Origin of the sequence: Sphingobium sp. YBL2, assembly GCF_000943805.1 — a bacterium.
GTDB lineage: Bacteria > Pseudomonadota > Alphaproteobacteria > Sphingomonadales > Sphingomonadaceae > Sphingobium > Sphingobium fuliginis.
The window spans coordinates 2592103-2612353 of record NZ_CP010954.1 but is presented as its reverse complement, the minus strand read 5'-3'; the positions used below and the strand labels follow the sequence as shown (position 1 = coordinate 2612353).

At 65.8% G+C, this 20251-nt stretch carries 23 protein-coding genes; 11 read left to right on the top strand and 12 right to left on the bottom strand.

From position 1 onward, the window contains the following. Positions 1-11: 11 nt before the first annotated feature. The 8 genes from TZ53_RS12010 to coxB form a co-directional block, all read right to left on the bottom strand. On the bottom strand, positions 12-638 hold the full coding sequence (locus tag TZ53_RS12010; protein ID WP_044661410.1) for an SURF1 family protein: 627 nt from the start codon (positions 636-638) through the stop codon (positions 12-14). Continuing rightward, entirely contained in the window at positions 635-1033 is a 399-nt protein-coding gene (locus TZ53_RS12005; RefSeq protein ID WP_238320052.1) for a DUF983 domain-containing protein, read from the bottom strand. The genes TZ53_RS12010 and TZ53_RS12005 overlap by 4 nt, the downstream gene beginning before the upstream one ends. An 84-nt stretch (positions 1034-1117) precedes the next feature. Continuing rightward, positions 1118-1948, bottom strand: a complete 831-nt coding sequence (locus tag TZ53_RS12000; RefSeq protein ID WP_025549339.1) for a cytochrome c oxidase subunit 3 — start codon at positions 1946-1948, stop codon at positions 1118-1120. A gap of 36 nt (positions 1949-1984) precedes the next feature. Continuing rightward, complete coding sequence (locus TZ53_RS11995; RefSeq protein ID WP_044661409.1) at positions 1985-2560, bottom strand: cytochrome c oxidase assembly protein; 576 nt, start codon at positions 2558-2560, stop codon at positions 1985-1987. Further along, the gene (locus TZ53_RS27770) at positions 2560-2691 is read right to left on the bottom strand and encodes a hypothetical protein (protein WP_255308763.1); all 132 of its coding nucleotides are present in this window, start codon (positions 2689-2691) and stop codon (positions 2560-2562) included. Before TZ53_RS27770 ends, TZ53_RS11995 begins: the two co-directional genes overlap by 1 nt. After that, on the bottom strand, positions 2688-3608 hold the full coding sequence (locus tag TZ53_RS11990; protein ID WP_044661408.1) for a heme o synthase: 921 nt from the start codon (positions 3606-3608) through the stop codon (positions 2688-2690). The genes TZ53_RS27770 and TZ53_RS11990 overlap by 4 nt, the downstream gene beginning before the upstream one ends. Before the next feature lie 117 nt (positions 3609-3725). Further along, positions 3726-5393 carry a cytochrome c oxidase subunit I gene (gene ctaD / locus TZ53_RS11985; protein ID WP_044661407.1) on the bottom strand — a complete coding sequence of 556 codons (1668 nt, stop codon included), beginning with the start codon at positions 5391-5393 and terminating at the stop codon, positions 3726-3728. A gap of 18 nt (positions 5394-5411) precedes the next feature. After that, on the bottom strand, positions 5412-6425 hold the full coding sequence (gene coxB / locus TZ53_RS11980; protein ID WP_044661406.1) for a cytochrome c oxidase subunit II: 1014 nt from the start codon (positions 6423-6425) through the stop codon (positions 5412-5414). Between the two features lie 241 nt (positions 6426-6666). Between coxB and pyrE the strand changes: the two genes are divergently transcribed. Genes pyrE through TZ53_RS11955 form a run of 5 tightly spaced genes read left to right on the top strand, consistent with a single transcriptional unit; the run spans position 6667 to position 10415 of the window. Continuing rightward, positions 6667-7248 (top strand): orotate phosphoribosyltransferase, encoded by a 582-nt coding sequence (pyrE, locus tag TZ53_RS11975; RefSeq protein WP_025551902.1) that lies wholly within the window; start codon positions 6667-6669, stop codon positions 7246-7248. Between the two features lie 3 nt (positions 7249-7251). Continuing rightward, entirely contained in the window at positions 7252-7989 is a 738-nt protein-coding gene (locus tag TZ53_RS11970) for a pyridoxine 5'-phosphate synthase (protein ID WP_044661405.1), read from the top strand. Then, positions 7986-8387, top strand: a complete 402-nt coding sequence (acpS, locus tag TZ53_RS11965) for a holo-ACP synthase (RefSeq protein WP_044661404.1) — start codon at positions 7986-7988, stop codon at positions 8385-8387. Before TZ53_RS11970 ends, acpS begins: the two co-directional genes overlap by 4 nt. Positions 8388-8418: 31 nt before the next feature. Beyond that, a complete protein-coding gene (gene lepB / locus TZ53_RS11960) occupies positions 8419-9309 on the top strand; it encodes a signal peptidase I (RefSeq protein WP_044661403.1) in 891 nt (296 codons plus the stop codon). A gap of 23 nt (positions 9310-9332) precedes the next feature. Beyond that, positions 9333-10415 (top strand): AI-2E family transporter, encoded by a 1083-nt coding sequence (locus tag TZ53_RS11955; protein ID WP_025551896.1) that lies wholly within the window; start codon positions 9333-9335, stop codon positions 10413-10415. Between the two features lie 160 nt (positions 10416-10575). On the opposite strand, the gene TZ53_RS11950 is transcribed toward TZ53_RS11955, so the two are convergent. Together TZ53_RS11950 and rpsU are read right to left on the bottom strand one after the other, a co-directional pair. Next, positions 10576-11139 carry an FKBP-type peptidyl-prolyl cis-trans isomerase gene (locus tag TZ53_RS11950; protein WP_044661401.1) on the bottom strand — a complete coding sequence of 188 codons (564 nt, stop codon included), beginning with the start codon at positions 11137-11139 and terminating at the stop codon, positions 10576-10578. 88 nt (positions 11140-11227) lie between these two features. Beyond that, on the bottom strand, positions 11228-11434 hold the full coding sequence (gene rpsU / locus TZ53_RS11945) for a 30S ribosomal protein S21 (RefSeq protein ID WP_004208618.1): 207 nt from the start codon (positions 11432-11434) through the stop codon (positions 11228-11230). Between the two features lie 223 nt (positions 11435-11657). Here rpsU and TZ53_RS11940 point away from each other — a divergent pair, with 223 nt between their 5' ends. From TZ53_RS11940 to TZ53_RS11915, 6 genes are all read left to right on the top strand, one after another. Then, positions 11658-12428: a class II aldolase/adducin family protein gene (locus tag TZ53_RS11940; protein ID WP_025551892.1), complete on the top strand. Its 771-nt coding sequence runs from the start codon at positions 11658-11660 to the stop codon at positions 12426-12428. A gap of 144 nt (positions 12429-12572) precedes the next feature. Then, positions 12573-14441 (top strand): CHASE3 domain-containing protein, encoded by a 1869-nt coding sequence (locus TZ53_RS11935; RefSeq protein WP_025549869.1) that lies wholly within the window; start codon positions 12573-12575, stop codon positions 14439-14441. A gap of 50 nt (positions 14442-14491) precedes the next feature. Beyond that, positions 14492-15739, top strand: a complete 1248-nt coding sequence (locus tag TZ53_RS11930; RefSeq protein ID WP_025549868.1) for a putative DNA modification/repair radical SAM protein — start codon at positions 14492-14494, stop codon at positions 15737-15739. 129 nt (positions 15740-15868) lie between these two features. After that, a complete protein-coding gene (locus TZ53_RS11925; RefSeq protein WP_439959177.1) occupies positions 15869-16165 on the top strand; it encodes a hypothetical protein in 297 nt (98 codons plus the stop codon). Between the two features lie 53 nt (positions 16166-16218). Beyond that, positions 16219-16689, top strand: coding sequence for a hemerythrin domain-containing protein (locus TZ53_RS11920; RefSeq protein ID WP_025549866.1), 471 nt, complete (start codon positions 16219-16221; stop codon positions 16687-16689). A gap of 99 nt (positions 16690-16788) precedes the next feature. Next, positions 16789-18186 (top strand): UdgX family uracil-DNA binding protein, encoded by a 1398-nt coding sequence (locus TZ53_RS11915; RefSeq protein WP_044661400.1) that lies wholly within the window; start codon positions 16789-16791, stop codon positions 18184-18186. A gap of 82 nt (positions 18187-18268) precedes the next feature. On the opposite strand, the gene TZ53_RS11910 is transcribed toward TZ53_RS11915, so the two are convergent. Both TZ53_RS11910 and mgtE read right to left on the bottom strand, forming a co-directional pair. After that, on the bottom strand, positions 18269-18667 hold the full coding sequence (locus tag TZ53_RS11910; RefSeq protein ID WP_025549864.1) for a DUF1489 family protein: 399 nt from the start codon (positions 18665-18667) through the stop codon (positions 18269-18271). A gap of 28 nt (positions 18668-18695) precedes the next feature. Continuing rightward, on the bottom strand, positions 18696-20123 hold the full coding sequence (gene mgtE / locus TZ53_RS11905) for a magnesium transporter (RefSeq protein ID WP_025549863.1): 1428 nt from the start codon (positions 20121-20123) through the stop codon (positions 18696-18698). Positions 20124-20251 lie beyond the last annotated feature (128 nt).

The window sequence follows — 20251 nt, the reverse complement described above, 5'->3', positions numbered from 1 at the left end:
TCGGGCAAGCATTAAGGTCGCGGCGTCCGTCTGCGCAACGCGAGGAGGTAGATGACCGCCGCGATGCCGGCGAAGAAGAACCATTGCACGGCATAGGCCAGATGGTTGTTGGGCACGTCGGCGGCGGTGGGCGGCGCCAGCGGCTTGAGACCCGGCACCGGTTCTCCGGCGATCAGCATGGGCCGCAAGGGCATGGCCCGGCCGCCGATCCGCGACAGGAGCGAGCGGTGATCGGGTTCCTCCCCGATCCAGCCGCGCATCTGACCGCCCTGCCATTGGGGCTTGGCGTCCGGCGTCCTGGCGACGCCCGCCGCCACCAGCACACCCGGCCCCTCGATGCCCGTCGCGCATTCGGCAATATAGCGGTAGCCGACCGATCCATCGGCGGCCCGCCCGGCTTCGCTGCGCCAACGGACGACGCGAAGGCAGTGGGCGGAGGAGCGCCGGAACAGAAGTTCGGGCGGCACGGGCGGATGGGCGGGAAAGGCGATGGCAGGCTTGGACGGATTCGCCGCGACCAGGCTCAGCGTCGCCTCCTTCTCCGCCCGGCGTTGAAGCTGCCAGACGCCAAGACCGATCATCACCAGCACCGCCGCCGCGACAATCAGCGTCGGGACAAGAGGCAGGCGGCGGCTCATGCCTCGCGGTCCCCGGCGGTCAACCGTCCCTCGCGCGCCTTGTTGCGATATTCCAGGATGAGCAGCGCGCCCTTCGCCACCCGCAGGCTGCCGATCACGGCCAGGACGGTCAGCGGCGTCCAGAGCAGGATGTGCAGCCAGAGTGGCGGGTGGACCTTCAATTCCAGCATCAGCGCCATCGCCACCATCAGCGCGCCGATGATCAGTGTCAGGAAGGCGGCAGGGCCGTCCCCGACATTGAACTGGCCATAGTCCAGCCCACAGGACCGGCACGAAGCGGCAAAGCGAACGGGCCCCGCGAACAGCGTCGACGCGCCGCATCGCGGACAGGCGCCCATGGCCGAAGCGATCAACAGCGGCTGCGGCATGGGGGATTGGGGATCTGGCGAGGACATGGGGTCAGGCATAATGCCCGCTGCCGAAAAAGAAAACGGCCGGAACAGGTCCGGCCGTCTTTCGCAAATCCATCGGCGGAAGGATCAACCGCCGTGGACCGGCGCGCCCCAGCCGCCCCAGACATAGATGGCGACGAAGAGGAACAGCCACACCACGTCGACGAAATGCCAGTACCAGGCAGCCGCCTCGAAACCGAAATGCTGGCGCGGGGTGAAGTCGCCCCTGTGCGCGCGGATCAGGTTCACCAGCAGGAAGATGGTGCCGATCAGCACGTGGAAGCCGTGGAAGCCCGTCGCCATGTAGAAGGCGGAGCTATAGGGGCTGCCGCCGAAGGGGAACGGCGCATGGGCATATTCATAGGCCTGGATGGAGGAGAAGAGGACACCCAGGATGACCGTGAGCGTCAACCCCTTCTTCAGCCCCTCGCGGTCGCCGTGGATCAGCGCATGGTGCGCCCAGGTGACGGTCGTGCCCGAGCAGAGCAGGATCAGCGTGTTGAGCAGCGGCAGCTCGAAGGCGTTCATCACCTCGATGCCCTTCGACGGGAACAGGCCCTCGATCGGCGCCAACTGGCTGGGGAAGAGCGAGAAGTCGAAGAAGGACCAGAACCAGCCCACGAAGAACATGACTTCCGACGCGATGAACAGGATCATGCCGTAGCGCAGGTGAAGCTGCACCACCGGCGTATGATCGCCCGCATGCGCCTCCGCGATGACATTGGCCCACCAGCTGTACATGGTGAACAGCACACCCGCGACGCCGATCAGGAACACCCAGCCGCCGCCGGCGGGCAGCGCATCGGGATGCATCCACATGATCGCGCCGAAAGCCATGACCAGCGCCGACATGGAGCCGAAAAAGGGCCAGATGCTGGGCGGAAGAATATGATAATCGTGGTTCTTGGCGCCTGCCATGACGTTTCTCATCCCCGTTCGCGTTATGATTGTGCCTTAGCTTGGCTTCTTGTCCTGCTCAACAGGATAGAAGGTGTAGCTGAGCGTGATTTCCTGCGTGTCCTTATTGTCGGCGTCCGTCAATATCTTCGGGTCGACATAATAGATCACCGGCATGCGCACCTGCTCCCCCGGCTGCAGCGTTTGCTGGGTGAAGCAGAAGCACTGGATCTTGGTGAAATAGGCGCCCGCCTGGAGCGGCGTGACGTTGAAGCTCGCGGTCCCCGTCACCGGCTTGTCCGACATGTTCTTCGCTACAAAGATCGCCATGTTGCGCGCGCCGACCGTCACGGTCTGGGTGCGGCGTTCGGGATGGAACTGCCACGGCATGCCCGGCGCCACATTGGAATCGAAGCGGATCGACATGCGGTGGCCCACCGCTTCCCTGACCTGCACATCGGCGGCCGCCCGCTGCGTGGTGCCGCCGAAGCCGGTCTGCTCGCAGAAAATGCGGTAGAGCGGCACGGAAGCGAAACCCAGGCCCAGCATGGAGAGACCGACGCCCGCCATGCCGATCATGGTCCGCCGGTTGCGGCGGTCCCGGTCGAAAGGCGATGGCGGCAGGCTCGCCATCACTGGCCGCCGCCGATCTTGGCGATGGTGATCGCGTAGAAAAGGATGACCAGCGCGCCCAGCAGCACGCCCGTCACGATGGCGCGGGATTTCTGCCGCGCGCGGACCTGCCGGTCTTCCTCGGGGGTCATGCGGCCACCCAGCGGTCAACGACCACCGCGCCGAAGAGGAGGAAGAGGTAGAGGACCGAATATTTGAACAGGCGCTTTTCCGGGGTCATGCGCGCGGGATCGCTCTCGCGCCGGCGGAACACCTGAAAGGCCAGGGCCACGAACAGCGCCGTGCCGAGCAGGGCCGTGGTGCCATAGATGGGCCCGGTAAGGCGCAGCAGGACCGGCGCCATGGCGGCGACGGCCATGATCGCGGTGTAGAACCAGATCTGGCGCCGCGTCGCCACCTCGCCGGACACGACCGGCAACATGGGAATGCCGGCGGCGGCATAATCCGTCTTCACGAACAGGGCCAGCGCCCAGAAATGGGGCGGCGTCCAGAAGAAGATCAGCATGAACAGCGCAACCGGCAGGGCGCCGATGTCGCCCGTCACCGCCGCCCAGCCGATGACGGGGGGGAAGGCGCCCGCCGCGCCGCCGATGACGATGTTCTGCGCCGTCCTGGGCTTGAGCCAGATGGTGTAGACGAAGACGTAGAAGAGGATCGACACGGTCAGCACCGCCGCCGCCAGCCAGTTGGTCGCGACGCCCATCAGCAGGACCGAGAAGAAGGAGAGCCCAACACCGAAATGCAGCGCCGACTGGCGGTCCATCCGCCCGGCCGGCAGCGGCCGGTTGGCCGTGCGCTTCATCTTCGCGTCGATGTCGGCTTCATACCACTGGTTGAGCGTCGCCGCGGCGCCCGCGCCCAGCGCGATGCAGAGAATCGCCGTGAAGGCCAGAACCGGGTGGATATGCCCCGGCGCCGCGAGCAGACCGCACAGCCCGGTAAAGACGACCAGCGTCATCACCCTGGGCTTGGTCAGCGCGACGAAGTCCCGCCAGTGCGCGGGAATCACAGGAGCCGAACCTTCGGTCATGATCGGCGTGCTTGCCATAATCTCCTCATGCGGTAACCCGGCGCGACGGCCGCGCCGGGATCGCCCTGATTCCGGAATTGGCGGCCTTTACGCCAATCCGGGCGTCCCGGCAAACCGGAACGCCCTTGCCTGCGGTCAGTCGATGACCGGCAGCGTCTCGAACTGGTGGAAGGGCGGCGGGCTGGACAGGGTCCATTCCAGCGTCGTGGCGCCTTCGCCCCACGGATTGCCCTCCGCCTTCTTGCCGGCGACCAGCGACCAGACAAGGTTGACGAAGAAGATCAGCATGCCGGCCGCCATGATCTCATAGCCGTGGCTGGCGACCTTGTTCCAATAGGCGAAGGCTTCCGGATAATCGGGATAGCGGCGCGGCATGCCCGACAGGCCGAGGAAGTGCATCGGGAAGAACAGCATGTTCACGCCGACGAAGAACACCCAGAAGTGCAGATGGCCGAGGAACTCGTTGTACATCCGGCCCGACATCTTCGGGAACCAGTAGTAGAAGCCGGCGAACAGCCCGAACACCGCGCCCAGCGACAGCACATAGTGGAAATGCGCGACCACATAATAGGTGTCGTGCAGCACGTCATCCACGCCGCCATTGGCCAGCACCACGCCGGTGACGCCACCCACGGTGAACAGGAAGATGAAGCCCAGAGCCCAGACCATCGGGGTCTTGTAGCTGATCGACCCGCCCCAGATCGTCGCGATCCAGGAGAAGATCTTGATGCCGGTCGGCACCGCGATCACCATGGTGGCGGCGGTGAAGTACATCTTCACGTTGACCGACATGCCGGTGGTGAACATGTGGTGCGCCCAGACGACGAAACCGACGACGCCGATCGCGACCATGGCGTATGCCATGCCGAGATAGCCGAAGACCGGCTTGCGGCTGAAGGTCGAGACGATCTGGCTGATGATGCCGAAGCCCGGCAGGATCATGATGTACACTTCGGGGTGGCCGAAGAACCAGAAGAGATGCTGGTACAGTTCCGGATCGCCGCCGCCGGCGGCATCGTAGAAGGTCGTGCCGAAATTACGGTCGGTCAGCAGCATGGTGATCGCGGCGGCAAGCACGGGAAGCGCGAGCAGCAGCAGGAAGGCGGTGACCAGCACCGACCAGACGAACAGCGGCATCTTGTGCAGGGTCATGCCCGGCGCGCGCATGTTGAGGATGGTCGTGATGAAGTTGATCGCGCCCAGGATCGAGCTGGCGCCCGCGATGTGCAGCGACAGGATCGCCATGTCGACCGCCGGCCCCGCCGAGCCGCTGGTGGAGAGCGGCGCATAGACTGTCCAGCCGGTGCCCGCGCCGTTTCCGGTGCCGCCGGGCACGAAGGTCGAGCCGAGGAGCAGGACGAAGGCGGGGATGAGCAGCCAGAAGCTGATATTGTTCATCCGCGGGAACGCCATGTCCGGCGCGCCGATCATGATCGGCACGAACCAGTTGCCGAAGCCGCCGATCATCGCTGGCATCACCATGAAGAAGACCATGATGAGGCCATGGGCGGTGATCAGCACGTTCCACAGGTGATAGGCCTGGTCCAGCGTCGCTTCGGGACCGTCGCTGAACTGCGCCCAGGTCTGGAGATACTGGATGCCCGGCTGCGCCAGTTCGGCGCGCATCAGGCCGGAAATCGCGCCGCCGATGATGCCGGCGATGATCGCGAAGATCAGGTAGAGCGTGCCGATGTCCTTATGGTTGGTCGACATGAACCAACGCTGGAAGAAGGCCGGCTTGTGGTCGGCGTCATGATGCTCATGAGCATGATCGCCGTGATGATCTGCGGTAATGGTGGTCATGGCGTCTATGCCCTTACATCAAAGCTTGGCGGCAGGAGCGGCGGCGGGCGCGGCGGCTTCGGCCGTGGCCGCGGGTGCGGCGGCCTTCAGCGTGCCGCCCTGCGACAGCAGCCACTGGTCGAACTGCGCGGGCTCCAGCGCCTCGATCGCGATCGGCATGAAGCCGTGGCGCGCGCCGCAAAGCTCGGAACACTGGCCGTAATAGACGCCCGGCTTCTCGATGGTGAAGCTCTTCTCATTCAGGCGGCCCGGCACCGCGTCCATCTTCACCCAGAGCGAGGGGACCGCGAAGCTGTGGATCACGTCGGCGCCGGTGATGATCAGCTTGATCGGGCGGCCGACCGGCAGGACCAGACGATTGTCGGGCGCCAGCAGATAGGGCTCGCCATTCGCCTCCGCCTTGTCCTTGGGCAGCATGTTCGAAACGAATTCCGGAATGCCGTTGTCGGGATATTCATAGCCCCAATACCATTGATAGCCGGTGACCTTGACGGTCAGCGCATCCTTGGGGGCGGGCTTGTACTGGTCCGCCAGCAGGCCGATCGACGGCACGGCGATGGCCAGCAGGATCACGACCGGCACCACGGTCCAGATCACCTCGATCACCGTATTGTGCGATGTCTTGGACGGCGTCGGATTGGCGCTGCGGCGGAACCGGACCATCACATAGAGCATCAGGACCAGGACGAAGATCGAGATGATGGTGATGATCGGCACCAGCATCACGTCATGCAGCCAGCGCGCCGTGTGCCCGGTGGGCGAGAACTGCTTCTGGAGGGTGATTTCGCCCGGCATCGGCATGCCGATGCCCGGAGTGGGCTTCATCCGGGGCGGCGCGGCCACCTTCGCCGCGGGCGCGGCATCCGCGGCGGACGCCGCTGCATTGCCGGCCGAATCGGCGGCCGCGGCTTCGTTCCCGGCGGCTGGAGCCGCGACGGCGGCATTGTCCTGGGCCAGTGCCGGACCGTTCATGGCGAGCGTGGGCGCAAAGGCCAACAACCCGGCGAGAACGAGCGATTTCACCTTGTTCATAAGCGTCTTCTTACCCCGTAACCCCTTGGCGCCGCTGCAACGAAGACACACGCATACACGTCCCCCCCGCCCGTATCGGTCTGCCGCGGCTTATAAGCATCTTTTTTTACGCCTCAAGCTTCCACAACCAGATTTTCTTCGCTGTTGCAACGCCTAGTTGGTGAGCCTATCTCGCTCTCCGCGCACAGGGGCGCGATCATGGGGCGACCCATGAAGGGTAAGCCATGGATCGAAGACACGGATGACCGACGAGGAAGTATTAGCGGAATTCAGGGCTGCGGGCGCGTTGCTGGAGGGGCATTTCATTCTGTCCTCGGGCCGCCGCAGCGCCAATTACCTGCAGTGCGCGCGCGTGCTGATGAACGCGGAACGCGCGGGGCGGCTGGCGCGCGCCACGGTGCAGAAGCTGCCGCGCGAACTGCGGCAGGAAATCGACCTGGTGGTCTCCCCTGCCATGGGCGGCCTCATCATCGGCCATGAAATCGGCCGCGCGCTCGACAAGGATGCCGTATTCCTGGAACGCCCCGAAGGCACGTTCGAACTGCGCCGCGGCTTCGCCATCGCGCCGGGGCAGAAGGTGCTGATGGTGGAGGACGTCGTCACCACCGGCCTCTCCTCCCGCCAGGCGATAGAGGCGGTCGAGGCGGAGGGCGGCATCGTCATAGCGGAAGCCGCGCTGGTCGACCGTTCCGCTGGAGAGGTGGAGCTGGGCGTGCCCTTCTATCCGCTCGTCAGCATCAACTTCCCGGTCTACGACGCCGATCAGGTCCCGCCCGAACTGGCGGCGATCCCGGCGATCAAGCCCGGCAGCCGGAAGCAGTAGCCCATGTCCCGAACCCCCGCTCATCTGCGCCTGGGCGTCAACATCGATCATGTGGCGACCATCCGCAACGCGCGCGGGGGAACGCATCCCGATCCCGTCAAGGCCGCGCTGCTGGCGGCCAAGGCGGGCGCCGACGGCATCACCGCCCATCTGCGCGAGGACCGGCGGCATATTCGCGACGAGGACATCGCCACGCTGATGGCGGCGCTCACCGTGCCGCTGAACCTGGAAATGGCGGCGACGCAGGAAATGCTGGGCATCGCGCTCCGGCATCGGCCGCACGCCGCCTGCATCGTGCCGGAAAAGCGGGAGGAGCGCACCACCGAAGGCGGGCTGGACGCGGCCGGGCAGATCGACGCTCTCGGCCCGATCGTCGATGCGCTGGGCAAGGCCGGCGTGCGCGTCAGCCTGTTCATCGAGCCCGATGCCGCGCAGATCGAGGCGGCCATGCGCCTGGGCGCGCCGGTGGTCGAGCTGCACACTGGCCGCTACGCGCATCTGGAGGGTTCCGAGCGGGCGGAGGAACTGCGCAGGCTGGCCGATGCGGCGGCGCTGGCGGCCAAGAACGGCATCGAACCCCATGCCGGCCATGGCCTGACCTTCGACAATGTCGGGCCGGTCGCGGCGATCCCCCAGGTCGCCGAACTCAACATCGGCCATTTCCTGATCGGGGAAGCGATCTTCGGCGGGCTGGAGAGCAGCATCCGCGAAATGCGCCGGCAGATGGATCTGGCCCGTTGATCGTCGGCCTCGGCTCCGACCTCTGCAATATCGAGCGGATCCAGAATTCGCTCGACCGCTTCGGCGAGCGGTTCGAGAATCGCGTGTTCACCGATGTGGAGCGGGCCAAGGCCAACCGCCGCCCCTTCACCAGGGCGGGCACGCTCGCCAAGCGCTTCGCCGCCAAGGAGGCTTTTTCGAAAGCGGTCGGCACCGGCTTCAACCGCGGCGTGTTCATGAAGGACATCGGCGTCGTCAACGGCCCCAGCGGCGCGCCGACGCTGCACCTGACCGGCGGGGCGCTCGCCCGGCTGGAATCGCTGGTTCCCGCCGGGCATCGGCCGGTCGTTCACCTGACGCTCACCGACGATCATCCATGGGCGCAGGCCTTTGTGATTATCGAAGCCCTGCCGTTATAAGCGTCGCACCTCTCCAGCCGGAAATCCTCCCATGACGGCAGCCGACATGACCGAAAACGAATCCGCCCCGTCCGAACAGCCCAGCCCGGCTTCCGAACCGGAAAAGGCATCCCTCGACTGGTGGCACGAGGCGAAGAGCATCGCCCTGCTGATCCTGGCGGTGCTGGCCTTCCACAGCTTCGTCGCCAAACCCTTCTACATTCCCAGCGAATCGATGATGCCGGTGCTGTTGAAGGGCGACCGGCTGGTGGTCAGCAAATATCCCTATGGCTGGTCCTATGTCTCCCCCAGCTTCCACCCGCTGCCCTTCCTGAAAGGCCGGATCTTCGGGCGCCTGCCGGAGCGGGGCGACATCGTCATCGTCTCTCCGCAGAACAAGCGGGAGGATTATATCAAGCGGGTCATCGGCCTGCCCGGCGATATATTGGAGGTGCGCGGGGGCCAGGTCGTGCTGAACGGCGTGCCCGTGCCGCAAAGGGTGCTGAAGCCCATCCGCATTCCCGTGGACGGCAACGCGCCCTGCCCGCCCATGCAATTTCCCGGCGCGCTGGTGACGGACGCCAACGGCAAGAGCTGGTGCGAACTGCCGGTGCGGCAGGAGGTGCTGCCCAATGGCAGGAGCTACGTCACCATCGACATGGGGCCAAGCACGCTCGACTGGTACGGGCCAGTGCGGATTCCGGCGAATCACGTTTTCCTGATGGGCGACAATCGCGACAACAGCGCCGACAGCCGCGCACCGCTGGAGGAAAACGGACTGGGCGGGCCGGTGCCGTGGGAGGCCATTGGCGGCCGGGCGGAATTCATCACCTTCTCGCTCGACGGCGATGCATCCTGGAACCCGCTGAGCTGGCTCCATGCCTTCCGCGGTGGCCGCGCGGGGAACAGCCTGCGCCCGGCGAGCGTTACCCCGCCGAAATAAGCATTTCACGATAGGGGCTTGGGTTGAGCGGGACGAAAATCCACATAGAGGAACCCGGCCCCAGCGAGTTGCGCAGCCCGCTGGTCCAGCATGAGATAAAGCGGGCCGGCGTGTGGTTCGCCATCGGCATCGCCATCGCCCTGCTCGTCCTGCTGGCGCAGCCCATCATGCTGATCATGGGCGCGCTGGTGCTGACGACGATGATGGACGGCGGTACGCGGCTGCTGGGCCGGGTGCTGCCCATCGGGCGCGGCTGGCGGCTGGCCATCGTGCTGATCGCCGCCCTCGCCTTCCTGGTCTATACCTTCTACCTGACCGGATCGAGCCTGGCGGCGCAAGCGCAGGCGATGCGGGTCATCGTGGAGACGCAGGTGAACCGTATCGGCCAGTGGCTCCAGCAACTGGGCGTCACCACCACGCCGGAGGATTTCAAGAGCCTGGCGCAGCAGGCGATGAGTTCGCTCGGCCGGGTGACGGCGGCGGTGGGCACCATGGTCGGCGCAATCACCAGCGGCGTGATGATGCTGGTGCTCGCCATCTTCATCGCGATCGAGCCCAAGCTTTACGAGCGCGGCGTCGCCTGGATGCTGCCGATGGACAAGCGCGGCCGCTTCTACGCCATTGCCGACAGGATGGGCTGGACCTTGCGGCGGCTGATGTTCGGCCGGCTGATCGGCATGGCGGTGGAAGGGGTGGGCACCTGGCTGCTGCTCTGGGCGGGCGGCGTGCCGATGGCGGGGCTGCTGGGCATATTGACCGGGCTGTTCGCCTTCCTGCCCAATATCGGGTCGATCATATCGGGCGTGCTGATCGTGCTGGTCGGCTTTTCCGCCGGCGTGGATGCGGGGCTCTACGCTTTCGGGGTCTATCTGGTGGTGCAGATCGTCGACGGCTACCTGATCGTGCCCATGGTGGCCAAACGCGCCACCGACCTGGCGCCCGCGCTCGTCCTTGCGGCGCAAATCCTCTTCGGCGCGCTGTTCGGGATCATGGGACTGTTCCTCGCCGACCCCATCGTCGCGATGATCAAGGTCTATCTGGAGGAGCGGTCGAAAGCGCTGGAGGCGGAGAATGACAGGAGCGCGGCGGTTCCGGTCGCAGGATAGATGGTCCCCGCGCCTTACCCCTGCATTAGCGGATCATGGCACGGCCTGAACCGGGCTCCCGTCTCCGCAGCAGCGGGTTGCAGATGGACAAGGCAAATCCGCCAGGAAAAAGGGCCGGGAAAATCCCGGCCCCTTTTTCGCTTTTCGACTGTTGCCGACCTTATTGGCCCGGCACGCCCTGCGGCATTCCGCCCTGCTGCTGCATCATCTGCTGCATGCGCATGATGTCCGCCTTGGACTTGAAGTCATGCAACTGGACGTCGAACACCAGCACGGAATTGGCCGGGATCGGCCCCGCCGCCTGCTCGCCATAGCCAAGCTGCGGCGGAATCCACAGGCGATACTTGCCGCCCTTCTTCATCTTCTGCAGACCTTCGGAGAAGCCGGGAACCACGCCGTCCACCGGCATGGCGGTCTGCGGATTCTCGTCGAACACCGTACCGTCGAGCAGCGTGCCCTTATAGCCTACCAGCGCCACGTCGGCGGGCGTCGGGCTGGGACCGGCGCCTTCCTCCAGCACCTTGAACTGCAGGCCCGATTCGGTCGTCACCACGCCCTCTTCGCCGCCATTATGCGCCAGGAAGCTGGCGGGCGAAGGCTTCACGCCCTGCTGCCCGGCCCAGGCCAGGCCACCGGCCGCCAGCGCCACCACGGCGACACCCACCCAGAGCCGCGTCAGCGACCCCTTGGCGATAGGATGAAGGGGAACGGCCGTGGTCGACATGGCTTAAGCCTCGCAAATTGGTGCGGGTGATGTTTTCTGTCAGCAGAGGGACGGGACGATCGGTCGACCGTCCCGACAAAGGCGGTCCTTAACGGACGCCGTCGCGCTCGGCGCGCTTGCGCTCCAGCTTGCGGGCGCGGCGAACGGCGGCAGCCTTTTCGCGCGCGCGCTTTTCGGACGGCTTCTCATAGTGACGGCGCAGCTTCATCTCGCGATACACGCCCTCGCGCTGCAGCTTCTTCTTGAGCGCGCGCAGGGCCTGGTCGACATTGTTGTCGCGAACGATGATTTGCATAAGCCAGTCAAACTCCAGTCGAAAACGGACGGATCGCCAGGAAACATAACCCTTCCCGACGGGCCGCCCGAATGAAATAGCGGTGAGTCGCCGCAGGTCACCCTGCGCCGTGTGGGGCGCGCCCTACCAGCAGAGTCGCGCAAATTCAACCCAAAAGCCGTTTTTCTCGACAGGGGCGCGGGACAGGCAGATAGTCGCCCCATAAACAAGGAGGAGGATCGCCATGGCAACTGCCGCCAGGACCACGGGCCAGCGCCCCGACATGTCGGCCACGGAATGGGCCGCGCGCCAGCAACTCGCCGCCTGTTACCGCATTTTCGACCATCTCGGCTGGTCGGAGCTGATCTACAACCACATCACCCTGCGCGTGCCGGAGGAGGAGAACGCCTTCCTCATCAATCCCTTCGGCCTGCTCTATGGCGAGGTGACGGCGTCGAACCTCGTTAAGATCGACATGGACGGCCATGTGCTGGACGGCAGCCCCTATCCGGTGAACCGCGCCGGCTTCACCCAGCACAGCGTCTTCCACCGCCACCTGCCCGACGCGCATTGCATCATCCACACCCATACCACCGCCGGCATGGCCGTCAGCGCCACGCGGGAGGGGCTGACGCCGACCAATTTCTACGCCGCCGCCTTCATCGGCCGAATCGCCTATCATGACTTCGAAGGCGTCACGATCCGGGCGGAGGAAGGGGAACGGCTGATCGCCCATCTGGGCGAGCGGCGGATCATGATGCTGCGCAACCATGGCACGCTGGTCATGGCGCAATCTCTGCCGGAAGCCTTCCTGATCCAGTGGATGCTCCAGCGCGCCTGCGAAATCCAGGTCGCGACCGGCGCCGCCGGAACGCCGGTCGACATCCCGCCGGAGGTCATCGCCGTGCACCAGCGCGACCTCAGCGGCGTGCAATTGCCGCTCGGCCCGGGCGTGCCCGATTTCGAAGCGATGGTGCGCAAGATCGACCGGATCGATTCGAGCTGGCGGGACTAGACGGTTTCGACCACGGCTTCTTCCTTCGGGAGGGGCGGGCCCGCCAAAGGGTGGCCAAAACCAGGCAGGCCTGCCAGACCTCACCTGATTACAACAGCCTATCGCCGCTTGCTCCCCGCGCCATATTTTCGCATGTTCCACCCCATGCCCGCGATCCGCCCCGAACGGTCGATCTTCCTGCTGCTGTTGGCCTTGCTGATCGTCGGGCTGGCGTTCGGCAGCACCTATTGGCTCTATGCGGTGCAGCAGCGGGTCAACATCTGGGTTCAGCACACATTGCGCGTCGAGAACCAGCTTTCCGCGCTGCTGCTCCACGCGCAGGAGGCCGAAAGCGCGCAGCGGGGCTTCATGCTGACGCGCAAGGATTCCTTCCTCGGCCCCTATGAGGTCTTCCGCGGCCAGTGGCGGCAGGAACTGGCCGCCCTGCGCATGGAGGTGCGCGACAATCCCCCGCAGGCCCGATCGGTGGAGGAGCTGGAGGAGTTGCTCGACGACCGCCTGTTCCTGATGCGCACGGGCATAGAAAGGCGGCGGCGGGGCGAGGTCGTGCCGGCGGGCGACTTCGATGCGGGCATGGTGACGATGGCCCGCATCCGCGCGCTGGTCGCGACGATGCGGGCGCGGGAAGCGCAGCTGCTGAAGGGCCGGACGGCCAATGACAACCGCCTCAGCACCATGGTTTCGGCCGGGCTTGCCGTGTCCGCCGTGCTGATCACCCTGTTGGGCGCGGTGGCGCTGCGCACCGCCTATCGCCGCGTGGCCGAGGCCACCGAAAGCCAGCAGGCGCTGGCCGACATCAACCGGCGCCTGATGAGCGAGGCGCGGGACCGCGAAACGGCCGAGGGGCAATTGCGCCAGATGCAGAAGATGGAATCGATCGGCCAACTGACCGGCGGCATCGCCCATGACTTCAACAATATGCTCGCCATCGTCATCGGCTCGCTGGACATCGTCCGGCGGCGGCTGGCGCCGGACGCCGACACCCGGGTCGTCAGGGGCATCGACAATGCGACCGAAGGGGCGCAGCGCGCCGCCCAGCTTACCGCCCGGCTGCTCGCCTTTTCCCGCCAGCAGCCGCTCGACCCGCAGCCGACCGACGTCAACAAGCTGGTCGGCGGCATGTCGGAACTGCTGCGCCGCACCATCGGGGAGAGCATCCGGGTGGAAACCGTGCTGGCGGGCGGGCTGTGGCGCGCCAGCATCGACGCCAGCCAGCTCGAATCGGCCATCATCAACCTCTGCGTCAATTCGCGCGACGCCATGCCCATGGGCGGCCGGCTGACGATCGAGACGGCCAATGCCCATCTCGACGACGCCTATGCCGCGGTCCATGGCGATGTCGCGGCCGGCCAATATGTGATGGTATCCGTCACCGACAGCGGCACCGGCATGCCGCCCGAGGTGGTGGAGCGCGCCTTCGACCCCTTCTTCACGACCAAGGGCGTGGGGAAGGGCACCGGCCTCGGCCTCAGCCAGGTCTTCGGCTTCATCAAGCAGTCGCGCGGCCATGTGAAAATCTATTCCGAACCGGGCGAAGGCACGGTCATCAAGATCTACCTGCCGCGCCATTACGGGCCTGAACCGGCCGCCGGCACCCTGATGGCGGCGCCTGCCGAACTGCCCCGCGCGCGGGGCGAAGAGATCATCCTGGTGGTGGAGGACGAGGAACGCGTCCGGCACATGTCCGTCGATTCGCTGCGCGAGCTGGGCTACACCATCGTCCAGGCCTCCGACGGCGAACAGGCGCTGGCGATGCTGGCGATCCAGCCGCGCATCGACATGCTGTTCACCGACGTCGTCATGCCCGGCATCAACGGGCGCGTGCTGGCCGACCGGGCGCGGGCAAGCCATCCCGGCCTCAAGATCCTCTACACCACGGGCTACACCCGCAACGCCATCGTCCACAACGGCATGCTCGACCCCGGGGTCTCCTTCCTCGCCAAGCCCTTCACCCTCGGACAGCTGGCGGTGAAGGTCCGCCAGGTTCTGGACGCCGAGCCTGCGCAAGCCTGACTGATCGAGATTATGGACAGGGGAGATCGGGGAACATATGACGAACATTCATGGCCACCCTCTCCACCCGACAGAAGCTGGAAATCCTTGCCGACGCCGCCAAATATGACGCATCCTGCGCGTCGTCCGGCACGGCGAAGCGCGACAGCGCGTCGGGGCGGAAGGGCGGCATCGGCTCGACCGAGGGGATGGGCATCTGCCATGCCTATGCACCCGATGGCCGCTGCATTTCGCTGCTCAAGATCCTGCTGACCAACAGCTGCATCTTCGACTGCCATTATTGCATAAACCGCCGGTCCAGCGACGTGCGGCGCGCCCGCTTCACCGTGCGGGAAGTGGTCGACCTGACGCTCAGCTTCTACCGCCGCAACTATATTGAGGGGCTGTTCCTTTCCTCCGGCATCATCCGTTCGTCCGATTACACGATGGAACAGATGGTGGCGGTGGCCCGCAGCCTGCGGGAAGAGCATGATTTCCGCGGCTATATCCACCTCAAGACCATTCCCGACGCCGATCCGGAACTGGCGCATCAGGCGGGCCTTTATGCCGACCGGCTGTCGATCAACGTCGAACTGCCCACCGAGCAGGGGCTGCGCAGTCTGGCGCCGGAGAAGGACAAGGACCGGATCGAAAGCGCCATGGCGGGGATGCGCGATGCCATGGAGGACGGGTCGGACGCCAGCCGCCGCTACACCCATGCGCCGCGCTTCGCCCCGGCCGGCCAGTCCACCCAGATGATCGTCGGCGCGGACCAGGCGGACGACCGCGCCATCATCCGGCGCGCGAGCTCGCTCTACAGCCGGCACAGGCTGCGCCGCGTCTATTACAGCGCCTTCTCGCCCATCCCCTCGCCCAGCAGCGTGCTGCCCTTGAAGCGTCCGCCGCTGATGCGCGAGCATCGGCTCTACCAATCCGACTGGATGATGCGCTTCTACGGCTATTCGGCGCAGGAACTGGAAAGCGCCACCGATCCCGTCACCGGCTGCCTGCCGCTCGACATCGATCCCAAGCTCGCCTGGGCGCTGCGGCATCGGGATTCCTTTCCGGTCGACGTCAACCGCGCCCCGCGCGAAGCGTTGCTGCGGGTGCCGGGGCTGGGCGTGAAGGCCGTGGACCGGATCGTCGCCAGCCGCCGCCATCGCCGGCTGCGGCTGGACGATGTCGCGCGGCTGACGCAGAGCATCGCCAAGCTGCGCCCCTTCCTGGTCGCGGCCGACTGGCGGCCGGTGCATCTGGCCGACCGGCTGACCCTGCCCATGGCGCCGCCGCCCGCGTCGCAATATGAGCTTTTTCCGTGAGTCGCGCGCATTTTGCCGTTGATCGGACGGGCGGTTCATGTTTTCCTTGTCCGACGCAAGGAAAGGGCCCGGTTTTTGGCGACGAAGTGGAACGATGGCGCAACCCGCCGCACGGGCCATGCCCAGCGGATGAGCACCCATCTGGCCGCCGCTCTCGTCATCTTCTGCCTGCTTCAGATCTTCATCGTCGCCAGGATGGGCGGATCGCTGCTGCTGCATCTCGGCATCATCGTGGCGATCGGCGGCTTTGCCGTCGCGGCGCGGGGACTGGAACGCCGCTGGGAGTTGCTCGACCGCAGCGGCCTGCCCGCGCACAGCCTCGATCTTCGCTTCCGCCGCGATCTGGTGCAGCTCTGGTCCGCCAGCATCGTCGGCGGACTGCTCTGGATTCCCGTCGCGATCATCTTTCGCGCACTGTTCGGCTGAACCCAAAGCCGCGGTCCATCGTTGTTCCTTCTGCAAGAGAAGGAGCATGCCCCATGGCCGACAGCAGCATTTTCGACCGGTTGAAGCAGGACCATGACGCCCATCGGCAGCTGTTCGACAAGATGGCCGATGCGAAGGACGAGCCGGATCGGCTGGAAAAGCTGTTCGAACAGTTCCGGGTGGAGGTGACCGCCCATGCCGCGGCGGAGGAGGAAACGCTCTACGCCACCATGCTGGCGCGGCCCGACCTGCGCGAAGATGCCCAGCACAGCGTGTCGGAGCATAAGGAGATCGACGATTATCTGGAGGAACTGGAAGACCTCCCCTTCAACGGCGATGAATGGAACCGCGTCTTCGCCCAGCTCAAGAAGCGCTACCTCCACCATATCGACGAGGAAGAGGAGGAGATGTTCCCCGACGCGGCGAAGGAACTGACCGCGGAGGAGGAGCAGAAGCTGGCGGCGCTGTTCGCCCGGCGCAAGCCAGCCGAACTGCAACGCGCCGAAGCGGAGACGAATGACTGAAGGCGCTCCTTCCATGTTCCCGCGAAGCCGGGAACCCGGCCCAGATACCGGCCCAGACACCGGCCCGGCGCTCCACGCCCAGGGCAGCCATGCCGAACCATGTATCGCGCAAGGCTGAACGGCCCGGATGATTTCGACGGCTGGCGCGACGCGGCCCGCGCCTTGACGCTGGCGGGCATCGCGCCCGCCGACATCGTCTGGCAGGACGGCGAGGGCGCTGGCGACCTCTTCGCCGCCGACGAACCGCTTCCGGTCGCAAGCGGAGCCGCCTTCTCCGTCCCGCGCGCCTTTGTCGAGCTGGCGGAAACGGCGATCCTGCACCGCGACCCGGAACGTTTCGCCCTGCTCTACGCCTTGCTCGCCCGGTTGCGCGACCGCCCCGCCAGCCTGGAAGATCGCGCCGATCCACTGGTCCGGCGCGTGGAATCGCTGGCCAAGGCCGTGCGGCGCGACATGCACAAGATGCGCGCCTTCGTCCGCTTCCGCGAACTGGCCGATGCGCAGGGGCCGCGCTTCGTCGCCTGGTTCGAACCGGACCATCATATCGTCCGCGCCAATGCCGGATTCTTCGTGCGGCGCTTCGCCTCGATGCGCTGGTCGATCCTGACGCCCGAACTCAGCATCCATTGGGACGGCGAGGCGTTGACCGAGGGACCGGGCGCCACGCGCAGGGATGCGCCGGGCGACGATCCCGTCGAGGACATCTGGAAGGGCTATTATGCGGCGATCTTCAATCCGGCACGGCTCAAGGTCGGCGCGATGCTGTCCGAAATGCCCCGGAAATATTGGCGCAACCTGCCAGAGGCCGCGCTCATTCCCGAACTGGTGGCGGGCGCCCAGACAAGGGAGGCGGCCATGATCGCGACCCCACCCAAACCCGCCGCCCGCCGGGGGAACGCGGCCACGGCCTGGAGCGCGCTGCGCGAGGAGGCGATGGGCTGCACCCGCTGCCCGCTCTACCGCGACACGACGCAGACGGTGTTCGGGGAGGGGCCGGCCGATGCGCCGCTGATGTTCATCGGGGAACAGCCGGGCGATCAGGAGGATCTGGCCGGGCGCCCCTTCGTCGGGCCGGCCGGGCAATTGTTCGACCGCGCGCTGGAAGAGGCCGGGATCGACCGCCGGCGCGCCTACATCACCAACGCCGTCAAGCATTTCAAGCATGAGCGCCGGGGCAAGCGGCGCATACACCAGACGCCCGAAACGCCGGAAATCCAGGCCTGCCGCTGGTGGCTGACGCAGGAGCTGGAGCTGGTCCGCCCCCGGATCATCGTCGCGCTGGGCGCCACGGCGGGGCGCGCGCTGCTGGGGAAGGCGGTGACGATCAGCCGGGTCCGTGGCGCGCCACTGGCGCTGGAGGGCGGCGCGCAGGGCTGGATCACGGTACATCCCAGCTATTTGCTGCGGGTGCCCGAAGAGACGCGCAAGGCCGAAGAGAGAAAGCGCTTCGTAGAGGAGTTGCGGGAGATTGGAGAACGGGTGAAGGCGCTGGTCTAGAGCATCGTGCGCAAAAGTGGGAACCGGTCTTGCGCGGACCCATCCTGTTCCTGCGAAGACAGGAGCAGGATGATGCAAGACGTTAGAGCAAGCCCAGTTTCGACAACTCCCCCAGCAACCGCGTCGGCATGGCGTCCAGATCGTTCGCCTCGCCCTCGCCCAGATCGGGCGGCGCGTCCTTGCCTTCCAGATAGCGCCAGCCCTGATGCGCCCGCTTGGGCAATGCGCGCACCGGGATCAGCCGGGGCTCCAGCCTGATCCAGTAACGGCCCTGCCCGGTCTCCTGAAAGCCCAGCAGAGGACTGCGCCCGACAAGCTGATGCCCATGAATCCAGAAGAGCGAACCGCCCGTCAGTTCATCGACCCGCTTGGGCAGATAGCGCGTCGTCAGCCGCGCCTCCTCCGCATGGCTTTCCAGCCAGGCGCGAAGCGTCGCGGGACTTTCGCTCCGAAAGGCGATCTTGGTCAGGTGAAGCGGCATGGCACGAAGATGGGCGCTGGCTGGCCGATTACAAACCCCAGACCGTGGCAAGGCCAAGGAAGGAGAAGAAACCCATCACATCGGTCATCGTCGTCACGAACACCGCCGATGAAACGGCCGGGTCGATATTCATCCGGTCGAGCGTCACCGGCACCAATATGCCGGCCAGCCCGGCGACCAGATTGTTGATCAGCATGGCGAGCGCGATGACGATCCCCAGATCGTGATTGCCGTAGATGAAGCCCACCGCGACGCCGATCAATATGCCGAGCGCGGTGCCATTGGCGCTGGCGATGCGGAATTCGCGCACGATCTGCCGGATGGTGTTGGAACTGGTGAGCTGGTTGGTGGCGAGCGCGCGCACGGCGACCGCCATGGTCTGCGTCCCCGCATTGCCGCCCATGCCCGACACGATCGGCATCAGCACGGCGAGCACCACATATTTGGAGATGGTCGACTGGAACAGCCCGACCACCGACGCCGCCAGGATCGCCGTGCCCAGATTGACCACCAGCCATTGCAGGCGCGTGCGCACGGTTTCCAGGATCGGCTGGTTGATGTCGCCCTCGCCCGCGCCCGACAGGCGGAGTATGTCCTCGCCCGCCTCCTCGGAGATGATGTGGACGATGTCGTCGACCGTGATCATGCCGACCAGCCGGCCGCTGCCGTCCACCACCGCGGCGGAGATCAGCGCATATTTCTGGAAGCGCAGCGCGACCTCCTCCTGGTCCATGTCGACCGGGATCAGGGTCTGTTCGCGCTTCATCAGGTCCGCCATGGCGACGCTGCGCGGGCAGGTCAGCACCCAGCTCAATTGGCAGGTGCCGATCGGCTTGTGCGCTTCGTCCACGACGAAGATTTCCCAGAAATCGGTCGTCAGGTCGCGATTGTCGCGCAGATAGTCGATCACCTGCCCGACCGTCATATGCTCCGGCACCGCGACCAGGTCGCGCTGCATCAGGCGGCCGGCGGACTCCTCGGGATAGGAAAGCGCGCTTTCGATGGCGGCGCGGTCCTCCGGCTCCATCGCGTCGAGGACGGCCTGCTGGTCGGCCTCCTCCATATCCTCGATGATGGCGACGGCGTCGTCGGTGTCGAGTTCGGCGGCGAACTCCGCCACCTGTTCGGGCAGCAGCGCGTCCAGCAGGTCGTCGCGCACATAGTCGTTGAGTTCGGACAGAACCTCCGCGCCGACCAGGTCGCCCAGCGCGGCCGCCACCTCCCCGCGCCGTTCGGACGGGGTGAGTTCCAGAAGGTCGGCAATGTCGGCCGGGTGCAGCGGCGACACCAGTTCGCGCGCCCGTTCCCTGTCATCCGCCTCCACCGCATCCAGAACGGCGTCGACGAATTCGCCCTTCAGCCGGTCATCCTCATCATGGCGGGATTCGACCTGCTCGGCGGCAACATCCTCAAATTCGTCCGGCCGGGGTTCGGCCGTATCGGCTCGCTCGCTCATCGCGTCCCCTACTGTCCGGTTCCTGTAACATTTCGCTGCTTTTGCCCATGCCCGTCACAATTGCAATGGCTTCCATCCCCGTCTTAACGCTCTATATGGTCCATCTCCCCAATTTTCCCCGAAGAGAG